The sequence below is a fragment of the Comamonas koreensis genome (genome assembly GCF_014076495.1).
Taxonomy (GTDB): domain Bacteria; phylum Pseudomonadota; class Gammaproteobacteria; order Burkholderiales; family Burkholderiaceae_C; genus Comamonas; species Comamonas squillarum.
The window spans coordinates 985,764-1,006,510 of the sequence record NZ_CP043575.1; the positions used below are offsets into that span (position 1 = coordinate 985,764).

At 65.6% G+C, this 20,747-nt stretch carries 16 protein-coding genes; 8 read left to right on the forward strand and 8 right to left on the reverse strand.

Annotation, left to right across the window (positions count from 1 at the left end; all coding sequences use genetic code 11):
- Positions 1 to 224: 224 nt before the first annotated feature.
- Positions 225 to 1,424, reverse strand: a complete 1,200-nt coding sequence (locus tag F0Q04_RS04525) for an NAD(P)/FAD-dependent oxidoreductase (protein ID WP_182344682.1) — start codon at positions 1,422 to 1,424, stop codon at positions 225 to 227.
- Positions 1,425 to 1,466: 42 nt separating this feature from the next.
- Between F0Q04_RS04525 and F0Q04_RS04530 the strand changes: the two genes are divergently transcribed.
- Positions 1,467 to 2,624 carry a PQQ-dependent sugar dehydrogenase gene (locus F0Q04_RS04530; RefSeq protein WP_116926093.1) on the forward strand — a complete coding sequence of 386 codons (1,158 nt, stop codon included), beginning with the start codon at positions 1,467 to 1,469 and terminating at the stop codon, positions 2,622 to 2,624.
- Here F0Q04_RS04530 and F0Q04_RS04535 read toward each other — a convergent pair.
- On the reverse strand, positions 2,621 to 3,082 hold the full coding sequence (locus tag F0Q04_RS04535; protein ID WP_182344684.1) for a GNAT family N-acetyltransferase: 462 nt from the start codon (positions 3,080 to 3,082) through the stop codon (positions 2,621 to 2,623). The genes F0Q04_RS04530 and F0Q04_RS04535 overlap by 4 nt on opposite strands.
- A 45-nt stretch (positions 3,083 to 3,127) precedes the next feature.
- Entirely contained in the window at positions 3,128 to 6,274 is a 3,147-nt protein-coding gene (gene uvrA / locus F0Q04_RS04540; RefSeq protein ID WP_116926095.1) for an excinuclease ABC subunit UvrA, read from the reverse strand.
- A gap of 315 nt (positions 6,275 to 6,589) precedes the next feature.
- Here uvrA and F0Q04_RS04545 point away from each other — a divergent pair, with 315 nt between their 5' ends.
- Both F0Q04_RS04545 and ssb read left to right on the forward strand, forming a co-directional pair.
- Entirely contained in the window at positions 6,590 to 7,789 is a 1,200-nt protein-coding gene (locus F0Q04_RS04545; RefSeq protein ID WP_116926096.1) for an MFS transporter, read from the forward strand.
- 190 nt (positions 7,790 to 7,979) lie between these two features.
- Positions 7,980 to 8,570: a single-stranded DNA-binding protein gene (ssb, locus tag F0Q04_RS04550; RefSeq protein WP_182344686.1), complete on the forward strand. Its 591-nt coding sequence runs from the start codon at positions 7,980 to 7,982 to the stop codon at positions 8,568 to 8,570.
- A gap of 442 nt (positions 8,571 to 9,012) precedes the next feature.
- Here ssb and F0Q04_RS04555 read toward each other — a convergent pair whose 3' ends face one another.
- Both F0Q04_RS04555 and F0Q04_RS04560 read right to left on the reverse strand, forming a co-directional pair.
- Complete coding sequence (locus F0Q04_RS04555) at positions 9,013 to 9,483, reverse strand: DUF417 family protein (RefSeq protein ID WP_182344688.1); 471 nt, start codon at positions 9,481 to 9,483, stop codon at positions 9,013 to 9,015.
- A gap of 39 nt (positions 9,484 to 9,522) precedes the next feature.
- A complete protein-coding gene (locus F0Q04_RS04560; protein ID WP_116926099.1) occupies positions 9,523 to 10,083 on the reverse strand; it encodes a TetR/AcrR family transcriptional regulator in 561 nt (186 codons plus the stop codon).
- A 329-nt stretch (positions 10,084 to 10,412) separates the two neighbouring features.
- On the opposite strand from F0Q04_RS04560, the gene F0Q04_RS04565 reads away from it, so the two are divergent.
- The 4 genes from F0Q04_RS04565 to F0Q04_RS04580 all read left to right on the forward strand — a co-directional run bounded on the left by F0Q04_RS04565 (position 10,413) and on the right by F0Q04_RS04580 (position 14,686).
- Positions 10,413 to 11,177, forward strand: a complete 765-nt coding sequence (locus F0Q04_RS04565) for a transporter substrate-binding domain-containing protein (RefSeq protein WP_182344690.1) — start codon at positions 10,413 to 10,415, stop codon at positions 11,175 to 11,177.
- Positions 11,174 to 11,653 (forward strand): YbaK/prolyl-tRNA synthetase associated domain-containing protein, encoded by a 480-nt coding sequence (locus F0Q04_RS04570; RefSeq protein ID WP_182344692.1) that lies wholly within the window; start codon positions 11,174 to 11,176, stop codon positions 11,651 to 11,653. The genes F0Q04_RS04565 and F0Q04_RS04570 overlap by 4 nt, the downstream gene beginning before the upstream one ends.
- A gap of 48 nt (positions 11,654 to 11,701) precedes the next feature.
- Positions 11,702 to 13,216: a rhomboid family protein gene (locus tag F0Q04_RS04575; protein WP_182344694.1), complete on the forward strand. Its 1,515-nt coding sequence runs from the start codon at positions 11,702 to 11,704 to the stop codon at positions 13,214 to 13,216.
- Between the two features lie 132 nt (positions 13,217 to 13,348).
- On the forward strand, positions 13,349 to 14,686 hold the full coding sequence (locus tag F0Q04_RS04580; protein WP_116926101.1) for a hypothetical protein: 1,338 nt from the start codon (positions 13,349 to 13,351) through the stop codon (positions 14,684 to 14,686).
- A gap of 4 nt (positions 14,687 to 14,690) precedes the next feature.
- On the opposite strand, the gene mnmA is transcribed toward F0Q04_RS04580, so the two are convergent.
- The 3 genes from mnmA to F0Q04_RS04595 all read right to left on the reverse strand — a co-directional run bounded on the left by mnmA (position 14,691) and on the right by F0Q04_RS04595 (position 19,067).
- Positions 14,691 to 15,818 carry a tRNA 2-thiouridine(34) synthase MnmA gene (gene mnmA, locus F0Q04_RS04585; protein ID WP_182344696.1) on the reverse strand — a complete coding sequence of 376 codons (1,128 nt, stop codon included), beginning with the start codon at positions 15,816 to 15,818 and terminating at the stop codon, positions 14,691 to 14,693.
- Positions 15,819 to 15,943: 125 nt separating this feature from the next.
- On the reverse strand, positions 15,944 to 18,412 hold the full coding sequence (locus F0Q04_RS04590; RefSeq protein WP_116926102.1) for a penicillin acylase family protein: 2,469 nt from the start codon (positions 18,410 to 18,412) through the stop codon (positions 15,944 to 15,946).
- Positions 18,413 to 18,563: 151 nt separating this feature from the next.
- On the reverse strand, positions 18,564 to 19,067 hold the full coding sequence (locus F0Q04_RS04595) for an NUDIX hydrolase (RefSeq protein WP_116926103.1): 504 nt from the start codon (positions 19,065 to 19,067) through the stop codon (positions 18,564 to 18,566).
- Positions 19,068 to 19,171: 104 nt separating this feature from the next.
- Between F0Q04_RS04595 and F0Q04_RS04600 the strand changes: the two genes are divergently transcribed.
- Positions 19,172 to 20,614, forward strand: coding sequence for an aminopeptidase P N-terminal domain-containing protein (locus tag F0Q04_RS04600; RefSeq protein ID WP_182344698.1), 1,443 nt, complete (start codon positions 19,172 to 19,174; stop codon positions 20,612 to 20,614).
- The last annotated feature ends 133 nt before the right edge of the window (positions 20,615 to 20,747 follow it).

The window sequence follows — 20,747 nt, forward strand, 5'->3', positions numbered from 1 at the left end:
AGGCACTGGTGTGCGCAGCGCCGGATGTTATTCAAGGTTTTCCAGCAGTGTGCCAGCAAGCGCAGCTGCGTGCTGGCGCTGCGCTATTCAGCGCCGCTAGCACGGCCCAGCAAACCGCAGGTTTGCGGTTGAGACGAGGCACCCTGCCGCAGGCAGTACAACGTACGACAAGGCAGGGTGCGTCCGGCCAGGTAACGACGTATCAAGGGTTGTGTTGGTGGCTCTCAGCGCAAATGGCGCGTGGGCGACAGAGCCTCAGGCTGCACACCCTGGCTCACCAGCGCCGGGTCCAGCGGCTCCTGCAAGGCCAGGTTGCGCGCCAGCAGGCCGTAGCCATAGGCGCTCTGGATGCCATACCCGCCCTGCGCGGCCACCCACAGAAACTGCGGCACCTGGCCATCCCAGCCAATCACCATCTCGCCATCGGCGACAAAGGAGCGCAGGCCTGCCCAGCTGTGGCTGGGGCGGCGAATGTCGAAATGGCTGGCCTGCATGATGCGGTCAATGCCCTCGGCAATGTCCATCATCTCGGGCTGCACATCATGCGGGTGGGTGGCATCGGCGTTGGCGGGCGAGCCCAGCAGCTGGCCGGCATCGGGCTTGAAGTACCACTGCTCGCCGATATCGATGACGGCCGGCCAGTGCTGGCCGTCCATGCCGGCGGGCATCGCAAAGGTAAAGGCACTGCGGCGCTTGGGCGTGAGGCCAATGGCAGCCGCTCCAGCCATCTGGCCCAGCTCATCGGCCCAGGCGCCGGCGGCGTTGACGACATGGCGGGCCTGCAGCTGGCGGCCATCGGCCAGGCTGATCTGCCAGTGGCCGGCGCTGGCATCCCAGTGTAGGCTGTGCACCCGGGCATCGTTCCACAGCTGGCCGCCGCGCCGGCGCATGCCCTTCAAAAAGCCCTGGTGCAGCGCATGCACATCGATATCGCGGGCGCCATCGTCGCTAAAGCCGGCTTCCAGCACCTCGGTGTTGAGCGCCGGCAAAAAGGCTTTCAGCGCGGCCTTGTCCAGCCAGCGCGCGCCGGGCGAATGCTGGCGTGCCTCGTCGTAGGCGGCTTGCAGCGCGGGCAACTGCGCGGGCGTTGCCACATACAGCACGCCGCGGGGGCTGACCAGCGCATGCTCGGCAAAGTCGGCCGGCGGCTGCTCGTAAAACTGGCGGCTGGCTCGGGTGAGCGCTTGCACCTGGGGTGGGCCATAGTGCTCTTCAAACAGCGCGGCCGAGCGGCCGGTGGTGTGGTAGCCGGGCTGGGATTCCTGCTCCAGCACCAGCACCTGGGCGCTGGTAGCCAGGTGCCAGGCGGTGGCGCTGCCGGCCATGCCGGCGCCGATGACGACAAAATCCCAGACTGCCGGGCTGGCGGTGGCAGAAGCGGATGCGCTAGGGGAGGCCGAAGGGGAACTGTTGGGGGTTTCCATGGTCAGCATGGTAAGGTCAGAGGCACTTCGCAAAGGGCAAACATGAGACAGAAACAAGCACGCAAGGGTTTTTATTCATGGGCGCTGGGCGCCAGCGGGCTGCTGGCCATCTGCGCCGCCAGCACTGTGCAAGCGCAGACGGCGGCACCCGCGCTGCCTAAGCCCACGGTTGTGGGCAGCGGCTACCTCAACCCCTGGGCCATTGCGCCCTTGCCGGACAAACGCTTTTTGCTGACCGAGCGCGGCGGCAAGCTCTGGCTGCTCGATGCCGATGGGCGTAAACAGTCCGAGCTGCAAGGCGTGCCCAAGGTGGTCGATGCCGGCCAGGGCGGCCTGCTCGATGTCGTGGCCGACAGCCAGTTCGCCAGCAACCGGCGCATCTATTTTTGCTTCAGCGAAGCGGGCCCCCAGGCGGGCACCAACAGCACGGCATTGGCTTCGGCGCGCATTGCGGCCAATGAGCGCCAGCTCGAAGACGTCAAGCTGCTGTTCAGCCAGCGCCCCAAGGCCAGGAGCAATGCCCATTTTGGCTGCCGCATTGCCGAAACGCCCGATGGCAACCTGTTCCTCAGCCTGGGTGACCGCTACTCGCAGCGCGACGATGCGCAGACCCTGAACAACCACCACGGCAAGCTGGTGCGCATTGCCAAGGATGGCAGCGTGCCCAAGGACAACCCTTATGCGGGCCGCCAGGATGCGCTGCCGGAGATCTACAGCTACGGCCACCGCAACAGCCAGGGCTTGGCCGTCGCCGCCGATGGCAGCCTGTGGCAGCACGAGCATGGCCCGCAGGGCGGCGACGAGATCAACCGGCCCCAGCCTGGCAAGAACTATGGCTGGCCGGTGATCACCTATGGCGAGGAATACGGCGGCGGCAAGATCGGCGAAGGCACGCAAAAGGCCGGCATGGAGCAGCCCTTGCACTACTGGGTGCCCAGCATTGCGCCCTCGGGCATGGCCTTTGTCACGAGTGACCGCTATGGGCCAGCCTGGAAGGGCAGCCTGTTGGTGGGCGGCCTCAAGTCGCGCAGCGTCGCCCAGCTGACGGTCAAGGACGGCAAGGTGACCGGCGAGAAGCGCCTCTATGAATCGCTGGGCGAGCGCATCCGTGACGTGCGCCAGGGCGCCGATGGCCTGGTCTACCTGCTGACCGATGGGCCCGATGGCAAGCTGATTCGGCTGGTGCCCTCGGGCAGTTAAAGCTTGCGCTTGAAACCCAGATGGCTGGACACAAAGCCCAGCTTTTCGTAAAAGCGGTGGGCATCGGCCCGGCTTTTGTCGGTGGTCAGCTGCACCACCGTGCAGCCCCGCTCCCGACACTGCGCCACCGCCCATTCCAGCATCTGCTGGCCCGCGCCGGCGCCGCGCAGCTGCGCTGCAATGCGCACCGATTCGATCTGGCCGCGCCAGGCCCCCGTGTGTGACAGGCCGGGCACAAAGGACAGCTGCAGCGTGCCCACCACCTGCCCGTCCAGCTCGGCCACCACCAGGCGCTGGTTGGCATCGGCGCAGATCGCGTCAAAGGCCGCGATATAGCGCGCATCGGGCGGGTCGGCCAGCACCTCGCGCTCACGGCCCAGCGCATCATCGGCGAGCAGCGCGATGATCGCGGGCAGGTCGGCCAGGGTTGCGGTGCGGAAAATCAGGTTTGCTGGCATAGGCGCAGTGGGATGGACTGGTTCGTTGACGCGCGGCAAGCTGCCTCAGCGCTTGAGGTAAGGCGCCAAGTAGCGCCCGGTATGGCTGGCCGGGTTGGCCGCGACCTGCTCGGGCGTGCCCTGGGCCACCAGCTGCCCGCCGCCGGCGCCGCCTTCGGGGCCCATGTCGATGACCCAGTCGGCCGTCTTGATGACGTCCAGGTTGTGCTCGATGACGACAATCGTGTTGCCCGCATCGCGCAGCTGGTGCAGCACCTTGAGCAGCAGGTCGATATCGGCAAAGTGCAGGCCGGTGGTCGGCTCATCGAGGATGTAGAGCGTGCGGCCCGTGTCGCGCTTGGACAGCTCCTGCGCCAGCTTGACGCGCTGGGCCTCGCCGCCCGATAGGGTGGTGGCGCTCTGGCCCAGGCGGATATAGCTCAGGCCCACATCCAGCAGCGTTTGCAGCTTGCGGGCAATGGTGGGCACATCGCGGAAGAAGTCGTGCGCGTCTTCCACCGTCATCTCCAGGATCTGCGCAATATTGCGGCCCTTCCACTGCACCTGCAGGGTTTCGCGGTTGTAGCGCTGGCCCTGGCAGATGTCGCAGGGTACATAGACGTCAGGCAGAAAATGCATCTCCACCTTGACCATGCCATCGCCCTGGCAGGCTTCGCAGCGGCCGCCGGCCACATTGAAGCTGAAACGGCCCGGGCCATAGCCGCGCTCCTTGGCGGTGTTGGTCTCGGCCATCAGCTCGCGAATGGGCGTGAACAGGCCGGTGTAGGTGGCCGGGTTGCTACGCGGCGTGCGGCCAATCGGGCTTTGGTCCACATTGATGACCTTGTCGAAATAGTCCAGGCCTTCGATCTCCTGGTAGGGCGCAACATCGCCCTGGGCGCGGTTGATCTTGTGGGCCGCGGCCGCATACAAGGTGTCGTTGACCAGGGTCGATTTGCCCGAGCCCGAGACGCCGGTCACGCAGGTGAACAGGCCGACCGGGAAATCCACCGTCACATCGCGCAGGTTGTGGCCGCTGGCGCCGATGAGACGCAGGCTTTGCACCGCATGCGGGTCCACTGCGGCGGAGGCGGCCGCTTCCTGCACGCTGCGGCCCTTGGTACTGCTGGTGCTGCTGGTACTGCTGGGCTTTTTCTCCAGCGAGGTGCGCACGGTAGGGAACTGCGAGCCGCTCTTGTCCGCGGCGGCCTTGCCCACCGGCGCGCCCACGGTGCTGGCCAGCACCGGCAGCCAGGGCGTGCGGCGCGCGGGCACGGCAATCGATTTCTGGCCGCTCAGGTACTGGCCGGTGAGCGACTGCGGGTGGGCGCAGATGTCGGCGTAGCGGCCCTGGGCCATGATCTGGCCGCCGTGCACACCGGCGCCCGGGCCCATGTCGATGATCTGGTCGGCCGCGCGCATCATGTCCTCGTCATGCTCGACGACGATCACGCTGTTGCCGATGTCACGCAGGTGCTGCAAGGTGGCGATCAGGCGGTCGTTGTCGCGCTGGTGCAGCCCGATCGAGGGCTCGTCGAGCACATACATCACGCCCGTCAGGCCCGAGCCGATCTGCGAGGCCAGGCGAATGCGCTGCGCCTCACCGCCCGAGAGCGTCTCGGCGCTGCGCGCCAGGCTCAGGTAGGTCAGGCCCACATCGTTGAGGAACTGCAGCCGCGTGCTGATTTCCTGGATCACCCGCGCGGCAATATCGGCCTTGGCGCCCGTCAGCTGCACGGTGCTGAACCAGGCGTGGGCCTCGCTCAGGGTGACCTGGCTGATGTCCTGGATCGCACGGGCCTGGTCACCATCGCCCACGCGCACAAAGCGCGCCTCGCGGCGCAGGCGCGCGCCGTGGCAGTCGGGGCAGGGCTGCACGCTTTGGTAGCGGGCCAGCTCATCGCGCACGATGCTCGAATCGGTCTCGCGGTAGCGCCGCGTCATGTTCGGCAGGATGCCTTCGAAGGGGTGCTTCTTGGTGACCATCTTGCCGGCGTTCTCGCCGCTGGCCAGCTCGTACTTGAAGGCGATCTCTTCGTCGCCCGAGCCATACAGCACCACCTGGCGCACGGCTTCGGGCAGGCTCTCGAAAGGCTGCTCGATATCGAACTTGTAGTGGCGGCCCAGGCTCTCGAGCATCGCAAAGTAGTAGCCATTGCGCCGGTCCCAGCCCTTGATGGCGCCACTGGCCAGGCTGAGCGTGGGGAAAGCCACCACGCGCTCGACGTCGAACACCTCGTGCAGGCCCAGGCCATCGCAGGACGGGCAGGCGCCCTGGGGCGAGTTGAAGGAGAACAGGCGCGGCTCCAGCTCGGCCAGCGCATAGCTGCAGACCGGGCAGGAGAACTTGCTGCTGAACAGATGCTCTTCGCCGGTGTCCATCTCCAGCGCCAGCACGCGGCCATTGCCTTCGTTGCCGCCCACGCGCAGTGCCGCCTCAATGCTTTCGGCCAGGCGCTGCTGCAGCCCGGCGCGTACCTTGACCCGGTCGATGACCACATCGACATCGTGCTTCTCGTTCTTGGCCAGCGCGGGCAGGGTCTCGTGCTCGTACATCTGGCCATCGACCCGAAAGCGCACATAGCCCAGCGCCTGCATCTGCGCAAACAGCTCGACGAACTCGCCCTTCTTGCCGCGCGCCACCGGCGCCAGGATCATCAGCTTGGTGTCCTCGGGCAGGGCCAGCACGGCGTCCACCATCTGGCTGACGGTCTGGGCCGCCAGTGGCAGGTTGTGGTCGGGGCAGAACGGCGTGCCTGCGCGGGCATACAACAGGCGCAGGTAGTCATGGATTTCGGTGACCGTGCCCACGGTCGAGCGCGGGTTGTGGCTGGTCGCCTTCTGCTCGATCGAGATGGCCGGTGACAGGCCCTCGATCAGGTCGACATCGGGTTTGTCGAGACGGCCCAGAAACTGGCGCGCATAGGCCGAGAGGCTCTCGACATAACGGCGCTGGCCTTCGGCATACAAGGTGTCAAAGGCCAGGCTGGATTTGCCCGAGCCCGACAGGCCGGTGATCACCACCAGCTGGTGGCGCGGAATGTCCAGATCGATGTTCTTGAGGTTGTGCGTGCGCGCGCCACGGATGGCGATGCGACTGTGTGCCAGCCGCGCGCCCAGGTAGCGGCTGTCGTCCTGCTGCGCCTCGGACAGGCCGAGTTCATGGTGCAAGTCGATGGCAGCGGAAGGGTCGGTGGGGGTGCGTGGTGGCATGTGGGCTTCAAGATCCAAAACCCCTCATGATAGCCAGCCTGCCCGTTCGTTGTGCAATCTGCCGGGTATCGCTGCACATGCGTTGCGGATAAACCCAGGGGCGTGGCCCGCTGTCTGGCGCCAAAACCGAGGTGAGGGCTTGCGGCAGCTTTGCGCCTAGCTATTGTTTCTGATGCGCTGCTGGGCGCAGAGATTCCGTCTGCCAGCAGGGCTTGCGGCTGCGCTCTACACTTGCCGCTGGCGATCGTCGCCATCCGTCCCTTGTTTGCCTGCGTATCGCCCTTGTCTCTCACCTCTGTTTCTTCTTCCACGGCCATGCTGCCGGCCGAGCGGCGCGCCAGTTTCAGCCTGGCGCTGATCTTTGCATTGCGCATGCTGGGCCTGTTTCTGGTGCTGCCGGTGTTTGCGCTGGAAGCCCACAAATACCCCGGCGGTGATGACCCGGCGCTGGTCGGGCTGGCCATGGGCGTCTATGGCCTGACACAGGCCGTCTGCCAGCTGCCGCTGGGCATGGCGTCGGACCGCTTCGGGCGCAAAAAGGTCATTGTGCTGGGCCTCTTGGTGTTTGCCGCCGGCAGCCTGATCGCCGGCATGGCGGGCAACCTGCATACCCTGCTGCTGGGTCGGGCGCTGCAAGGCGCAGGCGCGGTGTCCGCCGCCGTCACGGCGCTCTTGGCCGACCAGACCCGCGACGAAGTGCGCACCAAGGCCATGGCCCTGGTGGGCGCCAGCATCGGCCTGATGTTTGCGCTGGCGCTGGTGCTCAGCCCGCTGCTGGTGGTGCACATCGGCCTGAGCGGCCTGTTTTTGATGACCTGCGGCCTGGCGCTGGGCGGTATTGCGGTAGTGCTGTGGGTCGTGCCGCCTGAGCCGCTGGAGCACCGGGGCGGCGCACGCGGCGGCCTGCGCGAGGTGTTCCGCCATGCCGACCTGGTGCGCCTCAACGCCGGTGTGTTTGTGCTGCACACGGTGCAGATGTCGATGTGGGTAGCCGTGCCCGCGATGCTGGTGGCCGCAGGCCTGCCCAAGGCCGAGCACTGGCAGGTCTACCTGCCGGCCGTGCTGCTGTCCTTTGTGCTGATGGGCGGGCTGTTTGCGCTGGAGCGGCGCGGTTACCTGCGCGGCGCTTTGCTGGGCTCGATCGCGCTGGTGGCCCTGGTGCAGATGGCCCTGGGCCTGGTGGCGACCTCGGGCCATGCGCCTGCGCTGTGGCTGATGGGCGTGCTGCTGTTCGTGTTTTTCTGCGGCTTCAACGCGTTGGAGGCCACGCAGCCCAGCCTGGTCTCGCGCATGGCGCCGGCATCGCTGCGCGGCGCGGCGCTGGGCAGTTACAACACCTTGCAATCTCTGGGCCTGTTTGCCGGCGGTGCGCTGGGTGGGGCGCTGACCCGCTGGGGCAGCGTGACGGATCTGTTCATTGCCACCAGCGCGCTGGCGCTGCTGTGGCTGGTGCTGACCTGGCCGCTGCAGCCGCTGGGCCGCGCCGTGGCTGGTGCTGGCGCTGCACAAAAGTAAGCACTGGCTGGGAATGGGGCAGGCCTGGCAGGCCCTGTTGCAGGATCTGCGGCCACCCGCAGAGAAGGACCGGCCGCTTTGGGGTAGGATACGCCCCTGAATCTCAGTGATGGGCGCTTTGAAGGCTGCAATGCCTGCAACACTGCCAACGCATAGTAGGCGCCCATTTTTCAAAGGAACTACCTCTACCATGGCATCCGTCAACAAAGTCATCATCGTCGGCAACCTCGGCCGCGACCCTGAAATCCGCACCTTCCCCTCGGGCGACCAGGTGGCCAACGTCACTATCGCCACCACCGACCGCTGGCGCGACAAGAACAGCGGTGAGAACAAGGAAGCCACCGAGTGGCACCGTGTGGTGTTCAATGGCCGTCTGGCTGAAATCGTCGGCCAGTACCTGCGCAAGGGCAGCCAAGTCTATGTGGAAGGCAGCCTGCGCACCCGCAAGTGGACCGACCAAGCCACCGGCCAGGAGCGCTATGCGACGGAAATCCGCGCTGACTCGATGCAGATGCTGGGCAGCCGCCAAGGCCAGGGCAGCCCAGGCGGCCAAGGCGGTGGCGATGACTACGGCTATGGCGACAGCGGCTACGGCGACCAGGGCGGTGGCGGCGGCGCCCCCGCTGGCAACTACCAGCGCCGTGCACCGGCACCGGCAATGGCTCCGGCCGCTGCGCCCCGCCAGGCGCCGCCTCCCCGTCCAGCACCGGCACCTATGCCTGCGCCAGCCCCACGCGCCGCTTCGGGCTTTGACGATATGGACGACGATATTCCGTTCTAATTCGCCATCAACGCATTTTTTGTATTGCGAAAGCCCCTGGCTCCCGAGAGCCAGGGGCTTTTTTTAATGGCCGCGCAAGGCTGGCACGGCTGGCGGCGCACCGCCTTTGAACCGGTTCCTAGAACCTGTTCAAAGTCTCTACGCAGCCGCGTTGGAGTGCAATCGGGATGAGTTCGAAGGGATGGAGCGCAGCTTGCACCGGGGTGCAAGCCAGGGCCAGCGCGCAGAAATCGCCCGATTTCACTCCAACCCGTAGGGACAGTGGCTTTGCGCTGCCCGGGAAGGGGCGCCCGGCTAGGGCCGCCCGGGCAGGGGCGGTCTGCGTTGTTGCAAATCCTCGCAATAGATGGGCTATTGCTGCGGTGTTGCGCGGCTGGGCGCCCCCCTCGCGTCCCATCCCGCAAAGACACTGTCGCGGCGCGAGGAGACATTGAACAGGTTCTCAGCGGACCGTCGCCATCGGTGCAGCGCTGCCGTTTGCGCTCGCTTCTGGCGTGTTCAGCTGGCGCCGCAGATCGAACTTGAGCAGCACAACGCCGGCGCCAATCAGCAGCACGTCCTTGACGATGAAACCGTCCAGCGTGGACAGCTGGGGCAGCAGGCTCAAGGTGGTGATGCCGGTGACGATGACGATCAGGGCGCCCACGACACCCAAAGCAGGTTTTTTGAAGCCGACCACCAGTGCCAGAAACGCCAAGGTCTCCACCACGCCCAGAAAGTAGCTGCCCCCGTGCACACCGAAGAGCGTGTAGAGAAAGCTGAGCCAGGTGCTCGAGATCAGGGGCTCCAACTCGGCGACCTCAAAATCAAACCATTTGAAGGTGCCGAACAGCGCAAAAATAAAGATCACCGAGACGCGCAGCACAGCGATATCGGTATCGGAGTGAATAAAGCGATGGATGGTATTTTTCATGGGGGTCTCCTGGTTAAAAAAATGGCTGGGATGCGGATGTCATGGGGCGGTGCTCAGCCAGTCGACAATGGCTTTGGCGGCACGGTCATAGGCCCCATGGGGCGGGATGCGGTTGAGCAGTAGCGCGCCCTTGATCGCAGAGCTCACCACCATGGCCAGCTCTGCCGGGGGCTGTGCAAAATGCAGGGCTGCCTGGTGCTGGCCCGCGACCAGAATGTCTTGCAGCAGCTGTTGCTCGGTCTGTGCCAGCTGGTAGACCGCCGTTTGCAGTGCGGGCGAAAACAGGTGGCTGTCCGACAGCATCGCGTAGACACCGCACATTTGCCCCTGCGCCGCGCAATCTGCAAAGGCATTCAGATAGGCCTGGAGTTGCGGCACACCGGCGGGCAGCTTTTGCAGCGCTGCCTCCAGGGCTTTGAAATCGGCCCGTTTGTAGTCACAGTAGGCAATGCCCAGGTCTGTTTTGCTAGGGAAATGATGGTGAATACTGGCTTTGCGAATGCCAATACCCGCCTCCAGATCGGCATAGCTGAAGCCCTGGAAGCCACGCTGCTGGATCAAGTGGTTGCTGAGAAGGATGATTTTTTCGCGGGTAGACATCGTCAATGATTCTGTATTGGGTGATGGTTTTTGACTATACCTACTAGAAGGTAGGTTGCCAAGTTGCCATATGATTCAAAGCGTAAATCCAGCAGCCGGCATGACCCGCGGCATGCGTGCCGGGTGCGCTGCAGGATCGGCGGGGCCAGCGGTTTTGGCGCAAAAGGCCAGTGCCCACTGCGGCTTTGCCGCCGGTAGAGAATGCGGCATGGGCGCAGAACGCGCCGCGCACAATGCCGGCCCGGCAGACCTGTGATGGTTCCCGTGCCGCCCTGGATAAGGGCGCAGCTGACGGCATGCCCTTTGTACCACCTTGCATGAAAGCGGCCATGACTCCGAGCACCGATACTGCCAATACCTTGGATAGCTCCAAGATCGCATCCCTCATCGCGCCCAGCGGCCGCCTGCGTGCCGCCATCAATGTCGGCAACCCGGTGCTGGCGCACAAAAGGGCCGATGGCTCGGCCGCAGGCGTCTCCGTCGATCTGGCAGCGCGCATGGCGGCCCAACTGGGTCTGCCGCTGGACCTGCAGCTGTTTGAGGCGGCCGCCCATTCGGTCGATGCTGTCACCCAGGGCCAGGCCGATGTCGGCTTTTTCGCCGTGGACCCGGTGCGGGGCGCGGGCATCGGTTTTTCCGCCCCCTATGTGCTGATCGAAGGCGCCTACATGGTGCGCAGCGATTCGGCGCTGAGCGACAACGCGCAGGTGGATGTGGCCGAGCACGAAGTGGTGGTGGGCCAGGGCAGCGCCTATGACCTCTACCTGAGCCGGGCGCTGAAACACGCGCGCATCCTGCGGGCGCCCACCTCGCCGGCGGTCATCGATGTCTATCTGCAACCCCAGGGAGACGTGGCCGCAGGCGTCAAGGTGCAGCTGGAGGCGGCGGTGGCCAGCCATGCCGGTCTGCGCCTGCTGCCCGGGCATTTCATGCTGATCCAGCAGGCCATGGGCCTGCCCAAGAGCCGGGGCGAGGCCGCTATCCAGTGGCTGGCCGCCTTTGTGGAAGACGCCAAGGCCAGCGGTTTTGTGGCCCAGGCGCTGGCGCAGCACCAGGTGCCAGGCGCGGTGGTCGCGCCCGGAGTGCAGCCATGAGCGTGTTTGACCATCTGCAGCAGCTGCTGGACGGCGAGGGTGCCCGCTTTCGGGTGCTGGAGCACCCGGCCGAGGGTAAATCCGACGAGGTGGCGCGCATCCGGGGCACGACGCCGGGCCAGGGTGCCAAGGCCATGCTGTGCAAGACCCGCAATGCCGGGCACTGGGTGCTGGCCGTGCTGCCGGGTGATCAGAAGCTGGACTTTCGCCTGCTGGCTACCGCGCTCGGCCTGCCCAAGATGACGATGGCCAGCGCGGAAGAGGCGACGGAGCGGACCGGTTGCGTGATTGGCGCCATTCCACCCTTCAGCCCGGGCCCGCAGGTGGCCTTGGTGGTGGACCCGGACCTGGTGGAGCGCCATGCCGAGATTGCCTTCAATGCCGGGCGGCTGGACCGCTCGATGGTGCTCAACGCGCAGGACTATGTGCGTATTGCCCAACCGGCGCTGCACCGCATCTGCGCCCCTGCTGGCTAAGGCAAAAATCCAACACCGCGCAGGCATGGCGACTGCACAATAGTCGCCATGTTTATCGCCATCCCTCTGGAAAACAAGCCCTCCTGGCAGTCACCGCCGTGGATGACGGTGCTGCTGATCGCGATCAATTGCCTGGTGTTCTGGGTCTGGCAAGGGGGTGAGGAGCGGGCGGCAGAGCGCGCATCCAAAACCTATGCGCATACGGCACTACCGGCGATTGAGGTGCCGGCCTTTGTGAAGTACCTCGACGCACAAAGCCGCAAGCCGGACAGCCGCATCCAGCCCCAGATGGTGCGCATGGTGCAGGGCCTGCAAAAAAACCAGGACTACGGCCAAATCTATATGCTGATGCAGCAGGAGGGGCGTTTTCGCCGCCAGCTGCTGGCCGGTGAGGTGATCACGGCGGCCGATCCGCTGTATGCCGACTGGCAGGCCGCCCGCGCCCGCTTTGCGCCGCTGGAGCCCAAGCCTTTTACGTCGCGCTGGGCGATGAGCTATGAGGCCGGCGCCGGGCTGCAGCCGCTGCAGGCGCTGACCTCCACCTTCTTGCACGGCAGCACCGGCCACCTGCTGGGCAATATGGTGTTCCTGTTTCTCTTCGGGTTCACGCTGGAGATGGCGCTGGGCGCCGGGCTCTACCTGTGCTTTTATCTCGTCGCCGGTGTCAGCGCCTCGCTGTTTGCGGGCCTGTTCTATGCGGGCTCGGGCAGCTATGGGCTGGGCGCGTCGGGCGCGATTGCCGGGCTGATGGCCATGTATGTGGTGCTCTACCGCATGCGGCGCATCCGCTTTTTCTACATGCTGGCCTTCTACTTCAACTATGCCACCTGGCCGGCGCTGGTGGTGCTGCCGGTGTGGATGGGTTTTGAACTGGCACAGCACTTTTTAGGGCAGCAGGGCGTGGCCTATATGGCGCACTTTGGCGGCTTGCTGGCCGGCGGCCTGCTGATGGCTCTCTACCTGCAGCTGCGGCGCAAGGAGTCGGTGGTGGAGGTGGCGGCCCGAGACAAGCAGCAGGCCCAGGCCCAGAGCGCCGCGCTGGCCGCCGCCGTGCAGCGCGCGCAAAAGCACACCGATGCGCTGGCCTTTGAGCTGGCCGCACCCGCTTGGCGCCAGGCCGCCAAGCTGGCACCGACCGATGCCGCCATCTTGCGCGCCTGGTTCGAGAGTGCCCGCCATGCGCCGGCGAGTGAGGATTTCCACCGCGCCGCTCGCGCCATCTTCAAGCTGCCGGCCAACACAGAAGCGCTGCGCCAACTGCAGCACCACAGCTGGCAAACCTATATGGACCGCGCCCGGCCCGCCCCGCGCATCAGCGACAACAGCCTGCACGCACTGGCGCGCAGCTTTGTGCGGCTGGGTGCATGGGACGACGCCCAAACCATCTGCCAGCAGCTGGAAAGCGCTGCCGACCACCCGCACTGGCCTGCCACCTTGGCGCTGGTGGCCAATGGTCTGGCCAAGGCCGGCCGGCTGGACGAGGCCCGGCGCTGGCTGCCGGCGCTGCAGCGCGCCGCACCGCAAGAGCCGGTCACGCGCTGGCTGAGCCAGGCCAGCACCTGAACGCGGGTCGAGTGCCTGGGCGGCAGTGGCCAACACCCTGGCGCGTCAGCTCCATGTAAAGTTTTCGTGAAGCCATGCCTTATGATCGCTGCCAAGCTGCGCCAGTGAGGGCGGCAGACAGAAAGGCTGGCCATGGGCCCACTGCGTTCACCACAGCAAGACGACGTTGACAGAGCCCAATGGGTGATCGAGCCTTTCTGGCGCAAGCTCAACAGCTTTTTCCTGTTTCCGCTGCAGCGCAAGCCGCTGCTGTATGCGCTGGTGCTGTCGCTGTGCGCCTATATGCTGATGTGGGGCCTATTGATCGGTCTGGTCGTTGCGGTGGGCCTGCTGCTGGCGATCAGCCGGCATGCGTTCAAGATAGCGGCCTATGCCTCGCACGGCGTGCTCGACAGCAATGACTACGATGACTACCCTTGCGATGCCGACCTCAAGGTGCTGCCCTGGAAGTTCTTTGGCGTGCTGCTGGTGCATGGCTTTCTGATCGGCATGCTCGCCCGGGTCAGCCCGGGACTGGCGGCGCTGGGCGATCTGCTCTCGTCCTTTCTGATCCCCGCCACCTTGATGGTGCTGATCACCAGCGGCAGCCTGCGCGCTGCCATCAACCCCTTCATGCTGCTGGGCACCATGGGTGCCATCGGTCTGCCCTATGGCCTGCTGTGCCTGTTTCTGTTTTTGCTGATGCAGGGGGTGCCGATGGCCTTTGCGCTCCTGGTCACGGTGATGCCCCAGGCGCTGCTCGCGCCTTTGCTGGCCTTTGTCGTGATCTATTTCAACGGCGTGATCGCCGCGATGATCGGCTATGTGATGTACCAGAACCATGCGGCGCTGGGCATCACGCCGGACAAGGCGCCGCAGGCCGAAGCGGGCGCGCCCGTGGTTGACCCGCAGACCGCGCTGGCCCAGCGCCGCGATGCCCAGGTGGCCCAGCTGGTGCAGAACGGCGACATGAACGCCGCCCTGGCCGAAGCGCGCGAGTGGCAGCGCAGCGAGCCCGATAGCCTGGCCGACCAGCGCCGCTACCACCGCGTGCTCAAGCTCAGCGACAAGGCGGGTGAGCTGGCGCGCCATGCGCAAAGCTATATCGCACTGCTGCTGCAAAAGCAGCGCAGCAGCGATGCGCTGGAGGTCTGGGGCAGTTGCTACAAGCGCGACAAGGGCTTTCGGCTGAAGGAGGCCCGCCACACGCTGGCGCTGGCGCAGACGGCCTGGAAGCGCATGCAGCTGCCCCATACGCTGGCCCTGCTCCATGGTTTTGAGAAAGCCTATGCCGGCAGCGATCTGGTGCCCCAGGCGCTGGAGCTGACGGTGCGCGTGCTCAAGCAAGGCGCCAACAAGCCGGACCAGGCGGTGCGCGTGTTCATGCGCATGAAGATCCGCTACCCCGCGCATGCCTGCACGCAGGAGGCGGCCTGGATCTTGCGCGATGAGTTGCCGGGGGCAGCGCAGGCGCCTGGCGCACCTGCTTGACTATTTAAGCGGCCGCCGAGGGCGCCACTCTGGCGATGATGCCGCCGCCCAGGCAGACCTCGCCGTCATACAGCACGGCCGATTGGCCTGGCGTCACCGCCCATTGCGCCTCGGGAAAATCGAGGTGGAAATGCGCGGGCGTCGCATCGGCGCCGATGATCGCGGGCGAGTCGGGCTGGCGGTAGCGGGTTTTGGAGCCATAGGTGCCAGCAGCGGGCGGGTGGCCAGCCACCCAGCTCGTGTTGTCGGCGTCCAGCGCCTGCGACAGCAGCCAGGGGTGGTCATGGCCTTGCACCACGCGCAGGATGTTCTTGTCCAGCTCCTTGCGCGCCACAAACCACGGCGCATGCTCGCCGGCGCCCCGCGCTGCGCCTTTTTCCTTCACGCCGCCAATGCCCAGGCCCGAGCGCTGGCCCAAGGTGTAGAACGACAGGCCCACATGCTTGCCCAGCTTGCGGTTGCGGTCGTCCAGGATCAGGCCCGGTTCCTTGCTGATGTAGCGGTTGAGAAAATCGCGGAAAGGGCGCTCGCCGATAAAGCAGATACCGGTCGAGTCCTTTTTCTTGGCATTGGGCAGGCCGATCTCTTCGGCAATGCGGCGCACCTCGGTCTTTTTCAGCTCACCGACCGGGAACAGCGCCTTGGACAGCTGCGCCTGGTTCAGACGGTGCAGAAAATAGCTCTGGTCCTTGGCCGGGTCCAGGCCCTTGAGCAGCTCGAACAGCTGGGTATCGGGGTTCTGGCGCACGCGGGCGTAGTGGCCGGTGGCGATCTTTTCGGCACCCAGGCGCATGGCATGGTCCAAAAAGGCCTTGAACTTGATCTCGGCATTGCACAGCACATCGGGGTTGGGCGTGCGGCCGGCCTGGTATTCGCGCAGAAACTCGGCAAACACCCGGTCCTTGTAGTCGGCGGCAAAGTTGACGTGTTCGATCTCGATGCCCACCACGTCGGCCACGGCTGCGGCATCGACAAAGTCGATGTTCGACGAGCAATACTCGCTGTCGTCGTCATCTTCCCAGTTCTTCATGAAGATGCCGACGACCTCGTGCCCCTGTTTTTTGAGCAAATACGCGGTGACGGCCGAATCCACGCCGCCACTCAGCCCCACTACGATGCGCTGTTTAACCATGGGCGCAATTATCCGCCTGGCGGCAGGCGCCTGCTTCGCTAGGGCTATGTGGCGTTTTGTCGCCCAACGGCGACCAACAGCGCCGATAAGCGCCCAAGGTCCCCAGCAGGCGCTGCCCGCCGGGCTTATTGAGGCGTCAGCGCAATGCGCTCGCGGGTGGCTTTCTCCACCGCGCTGCGCGAGTAGGTCAGCGGAAAGTACTGGCCTGCCGCCCAGGTGTTGGCCAGGTCGCGGTAGTGGGGGCTGGCCGGGTTGCCCGATTGGCCGGGCGTGTTGACCACGCGCGAGGCATCCCAGTTGCCCACATCGACCACCATGCGGAAGGACGCGCCCGAGGTCAGCTGGTAGGTGTCCACGTTGTAGCTGGTGGCCATGGGCGTGGCCCAGGAGCCGCCGATGCCGCCCACGCCGACATTGAGCTTTTGCTTGGTCGCGCTGTCCACCACACCGGCGAGCGGGTGCACAAAGATCGCCTGGTGCAGGCTGCCCCAGGTCCAGCTCTTGGCATCGGCCCCCAGCTTGGCCTGCAGCCATTGCATCGCCGGGGCGATGGACGAGAGCAGCACCTGGTCGCGCTCGGTCTCGCTCATCCAGCCTTGGGGCTGCTCCAGCACCGCGATCATGCGGGTGGCACTGGTCTCCTTGGCAAAGCTGCGCTCGTTGGCGGCCAGCACCTGGTCGGTCAGCGCTTTTTTCAAGCTGGCATTGCTCCACACCTCATAGAGCGCAGCGGCGGCGCTGTCCTTGGCCATGGTGCCGTCCCAGCCCTGCAGCAGTGCCAGTCCCTGGGCGGTCTGGGCATCGTTGCTTTGCAGCGGTGCCAGCAGCTTGAGCAGGCGCTGGGCCGGTACGGCCACGATGTCGGTCTGCCAGGCTTCGGAGTCGGCGACGCTGAGCTTCTTGCCGTCCTTGGCAGCCTTTTGAAACAGGCCATGCAGGCGCTGCGCGCGGGCCGAGTCGGACCATTCGTAGCCAATGCCTTTTTGGTAGAGCGGGTGCGTGGGTGGCACATTGTTTTCGTTGGCGGTCACCACATAGCCGCGCTGGGGGTTGAACTCCCAGGGCAGCTCGTCGCCATTGCGGTAGCCGGTCCATTCAAAGCGGCCATCGCCGGGCACCGGCATCAGCCCGTCCCAGTTGGGGCGGATGGGGGTGAGCCCGCCCGGGATCCAGCCGATATTGCCGCTGCTGTCGGCATAGACCTGGTTCTCGCCCGGTGCACCCCAGCGGTTCATCGCTGCGCGGAACTGGTCAAAGTCCTGCGCGCGCATGTAGTCCATCGAGCCGAAATAGGGCGCCATGCCCAGGTCCAGCCAGGCGGCGCGCAGCGCATAGGCCTTGTTGCCTTCGGCGGCCAGCACCGGGCCGTGGCGGGTGTACCAGTTCTCGACGATGACCGGCTGGGCCGCGCCCTTGACGGCAATGCTCTCCGTGACGCGGGTCATCGGCTCCCAGCGGCCCTGGTACTTGTACTCCTTGCTGTTTTGCGGGTTGGTTTCGTACACATACAGGTCTTCCTGGTCCATGTAAAAGCGCGTCAGGCCAAAGGCGATGCGGCCGTTGTGGCCGATGGAGATGCCGGGCAGAAACGGCTCACCGGCGCCGATCACATCCATGCCAGGGGCCGAGATGTGCGAGATATAGCGCAGGCTGGGCGCGCCATGGGCGCGGTGCGGGTCATTGGCCAGAATCGGCCGGCCGGTGGTGGTCATGCCCGGCGCAATCGTCCAGTTGTTGCTGCCGTAGCTGGCCAAGGTGTTGGCATCGGGCTGGTTCAGTGTCGATTCGGACAGCGCCAGCAGCTGCTCGGGTGCCATGTCCTGCACCGACACCTTGACGTTCTCCTTGGTAAAGCGTGGGCTGGCGGTGGCCAGCGCATAGGCGCGCTTGAGCTCCTTGCCAGGTAGGCCACAGACCTCCAGCCCTGGCGGGACCTGCGGCTTCACATCGGGCACCAGCTCGCGGCGCAGCCAGTCCACGCGGGCGCCGTTGTGCTTGCCTTCGCAAAAGGCCTGGGCGCGGTCCACCTCGCCAGTAAAGTTCAGGGTCAGGCCATGGTGGCGGATGCGCACCGTGTCTTCTGCGGCCCACTGCGCGGGCTGGTAGCCCAGCAGCTTGAACTCTTCGGGCAGCAGGCCGGGGTCGGCCTTCGTCTGGGCAACAAAGGCATTCACCCCGGCCACAAAGGCCTCGGCCACGCGCTTGGAGTCCGAGCCATAAGCCAGCCATTCGCGGTACATGTCGCCACGAAACAGCACCGCGCGCGCCGCCTTGTCGCTCTCGACCCAGGCCGGGCCAAAGTCCTGGGCCATCTGGCCCAGGCCGCGCTTGCGCCACAGGTCCATCTGCCAGAGCCGGTCGCGTGCGGCCATATAGCCTTGCACCACAAAGGCGTCATAGGTGGTGCCCGCGTAGATATGCGGCACGCCCCACTGGTCGACCAGCACCTCGGCGGGCTTTTCCAGCCCGGCAATCCTGGCGCTGTGCTGGCGGGTGGGCGGCGTGCCCAGCGAGCTGCAGCCGGCTGCAAGCAGCGCAGCGGCCAGCGGCAAGGCCAGACGGTTGGCAAAACGACAGGCGTCGCGGTGTGGCATGGTGTGTCTCCTCGTTATGGTGTGGATGCACATTGCCATGCTTGCCCGCTGCGCGCAATCGCGTTAGCGCCAAGCGGTGCCCAGGGAGACTGCGCGCCGCCCAAAAACAAAGCCCATGGTGGTGAGCCATGGGCTTGTCGTGGATGCGCGCCTATTCGAGCGGTCTCACACCGTCTGGCTGCACCAGCACGGAAACATCGGTGTAGATCAGGTTCAGCGCAAAGCGCTGGCCGGCCAGGTAGTCGTCCAGCGACTGCAGCACCAGCGGGCTGCGCATCTGGTGGGCCTCGGCGCGCATTTCTTCGGCGGTCATCCAGACGGTGCGGCGTATGCCTTCGTCGAGCGGCTGGTTTTCGTAGAACGCGCCGACGGTGCCGGTAAAGGCAAAACGCATATAGGTGGTGTCCGCGCCGCTTTTGCTGCGCACAAAGCGGTTCATGTAGATGCCCAGCAGGGCCGAGGGCTTGAAGTCAAAGGCCGTCTCTTCGAGCACTTCGCGCACACAGGCCTGGATGGGGGATTCGCCAGGGTCCAGATGGCCCGCCGGGTTGTTCAGGCGGATGCCGTCCGAGGTGTCTTCCTCTACCAGCAAAAATCGGCCATCGCGCTCAATGACGGCGGCCACGGTGACGTTGGGTTTCCAGCGGTGGGGCATGCGGCATTATGTGCCAAGTCGCTGAAATCATAAAAAGAGCGTCAAGGGCTTGTCATGCTGTTGCAATCACCACCACAGGCAAAGCTCTGCAGTACGATAGCAGCATGCAAGCACCCGCCCCCACCCCAGCCATTCCCGCACAGTCCGTCTATGCCGAGCGCCGCGCCCAGGTCGCGCGCCAGCTGGGCGAGGGCGGGATCGCCATCATCCCCACCGCGCCCGAGCGCGCGCGCAACCGCGACAGTGACTTTCTGTACCGCCACGACAGCTATTTCTACTACCTGACCGGTTTCAGCGAGCCCAACGCCAGCCTGGTGATCACCGCTGATGGCAAGACCACCTTGTTTTGCGCACCCAAGGACCTGGCGCGCGAGATCTGGGACGGCTACCGGCTGGGGCCCGAGGCCGCAGTCGCGGCGCTGGGCGTGAGCGAGGCCTATTCGGTGGCCGAGCAGGCGGCCCGCATGCCCAAGATGCTGGAAAACCGCAGCGTGGTCTGGTACCCGTTTGCGATCCACCAGGGGCTCGAGAGCACGGTGGCCCAATGGCTCAACGGCGTGCGCGCCCGCACCCGCTATGGCGCGCTGGTGCCCGAGCAGCAGCGCGACCTGTGCACCGTGCTCGATGAGATGCGTTTGTTCAAGGATGCGCACGAGGTGCCGATTCTGCGCCGCGCAGGAGACATCAGCGCCCGCGCCCATATCCTGGCGATGCAGCGCTCAGCGCGCATGGTTCGCGCCGGGCAGGACGTGCGCGAATACCACCTCGATGCCGAGCTGCTGCAGGCCTTCCGCGAATACGGCTCGCAGTGCCCGGCCTATGGCTCGATCGTGGCCGCCGGCGCCAATGCCTGTGTGCTGCACTACCGCGCCGATGCCGCGCCCATCCGCAGCGGCGAGCTGGTGCTGATCGATGCCGGTTGCGAGCTCGATGGCTATGCCAGCGACATCACCCGCACCTTCCCGGCCAACGGCCAGTTCACCGGCCCGCAGCGCGATCTGTACGACCTGGTGCTCGCCAGCCAGGATGCCGCCATTGCGCTGGCCCGGCCCGGCAAGCGCTTCAACGACATGCATGACGCCACCGTCGCCGTGCTGGCCCAGGGCATGCTCGATCTGGGCCTGCTCGACAAGAACAAGGTCGGCAGCGTGCAGGATGTCATCGACAACCGCAGCTACTTCCAGTTCTACATGCACCGCACCGGCCACTGGATGGGCATGGACGTGCATGACTGCGGCAGCTACATCGAGCCCAGCGAGCTCGGCCACACCAGTGAGCGGCGCGATCCGCTCTCGGGCGAGCTGATCCTCAACCGCCCCAGCCGCATCCTGCGCCCCGGCATGCTGACCACGATCGAGCCGGGCATCTATGTGCGCCCGGCCGACGGCGTTCCCGAAGCCTTCCACAACATCGGCATCCGCATCGAAGACGACGCGCTGATCACCGACGACGGCTGCGAGCTGCTCACGCGCGGTGTGCCGGTGAAGGCCGACGAGATCGAGGCGCTGATGCGCGAGGGCGCGCCCCGGCCCGCTGATCTGGCCTGATCCGACCTGTGCTCATCCAACACCTGCCCGGCCAAGCGCCTTGCAGGTGTTTTTTATGGGCCGCGCGATTGTGCAAGCGCACATCGAATGAAACCGCGATGTAACTCCCTGTGCACGTTTCTCATGTCAGAAT

Bases quoted from the DNA above. Each gene is read 5' to 3' on its own strand.
- mnmA (WP_182344696.1), bottom strand. From the start codon at position 15,818: ATGGTTAAACAGCGCATCGTAGTGGGGCTGAGTGGCGGCGTGGATTCG.
- F0Q04_RS04570 (WP_182344692.1), top strand. From the start codon at position 11,174: ATGAGCGTGTTTGACCATCTGCAGCAGCTGCTGGACGGCGAGGGTGCC.
- F0Q04_RS04595 (WP_116926103.1), bottom strand. From the start codon at position 19,067: ATGCCCCACCGCTGGAAACCCAACGTCACCGTGGCCGCCGTCATTGAG.
- ssb (WP_182344686.1), top strand. From the start codon at position 7,980: ATGGCATCCGTCAACAAAGTCATCATCGTCGGCAACCTCGGCCGCGAC.
- F0Q04_RS04600 (WP_182344698.1), top strand. From the start codon at position 19,172: ATGCAAGCACCCGCCCCCACCCCAGCCATTCCCGCACAGTCCGTCTAT.
- F0Q04_RS04580 (WP_116926101.1), top strand. From the start codon at position 13,349: ATGGGCCCACTGCGTTCACCACAGCAAGACGACGTTGACAGAGCCCAA.
- uvrA (WP_116926095.1), bottom strand. From the start codon at position 6,274: ATGCCACCACGCACCCCCACCGACCCTTCCGCTGCCATCGACTTGCAC.
- F0Q04_RS04525 (WP_182344682.1), bottom strand. From the start codon at position 1,424: ATGGAAACCCCCAACAGTTCCCCTTCGGCCTCCCCTAGCGCATCCGCT.
- F0Q04_RS04560 (WP_116926099.1), bottom strand. From the start codon at position 10,083: ATGTCTACCCGCGAAAAAATCATCCTTCTCAGCAACCACTTGATCCAG.
- F0Q04_RS04530 (WP_116926093.1), top strand. From the start codon at position 1,467: ATGAGACAGAAACAAGCACGCAAGGGTTTTTATTCATGGGCGCTGGGC.
- F0Q04_RS04545 (WP_116926096.1), top strand. From the start codon at position 6,590: ATGCTGCCGGCCGAGCGGCGCGCCAGTTTCAGCCTGGCGCTGATCTTT.
- F0Q04_RS04575 (WP_182344694.1), top strand. From the start codon at position 11,702: ATGTTTATCGCCATCCCTCTGGAAAACAAGCCCTCCTGGCAGTCACCG.
- F0Q04_RS04555 (WP_182344688.1), bottom strand. From the start codon at position 9,483: ATGAAAAATACCATCCATCGCTTTATTCACTCCGATACCGATATCGCT.
- F0Q04_RS04565 (WP_182344690.1), top strand. From the start codon at position 10,413: ATGACTCCGAGCACCGATACTGCCAATACCTTGGATAGCTCCAAGATC.
- F0Q04_RS04590 (WP_116926102.1), bottom strand. From the start codon at position 18,412: ATGCCACACCGCGACGCCTGTCGTTTTGCCAACCGTCTGGCCTTGCCG.
- F0Q04_RS04535 (WP_182344684.1), bottom strand. From the start codon at position 3,082: ATGCCAGCAAACCTGATTTTCCGCACCGCAACCCTGGCCGACCTGCCC.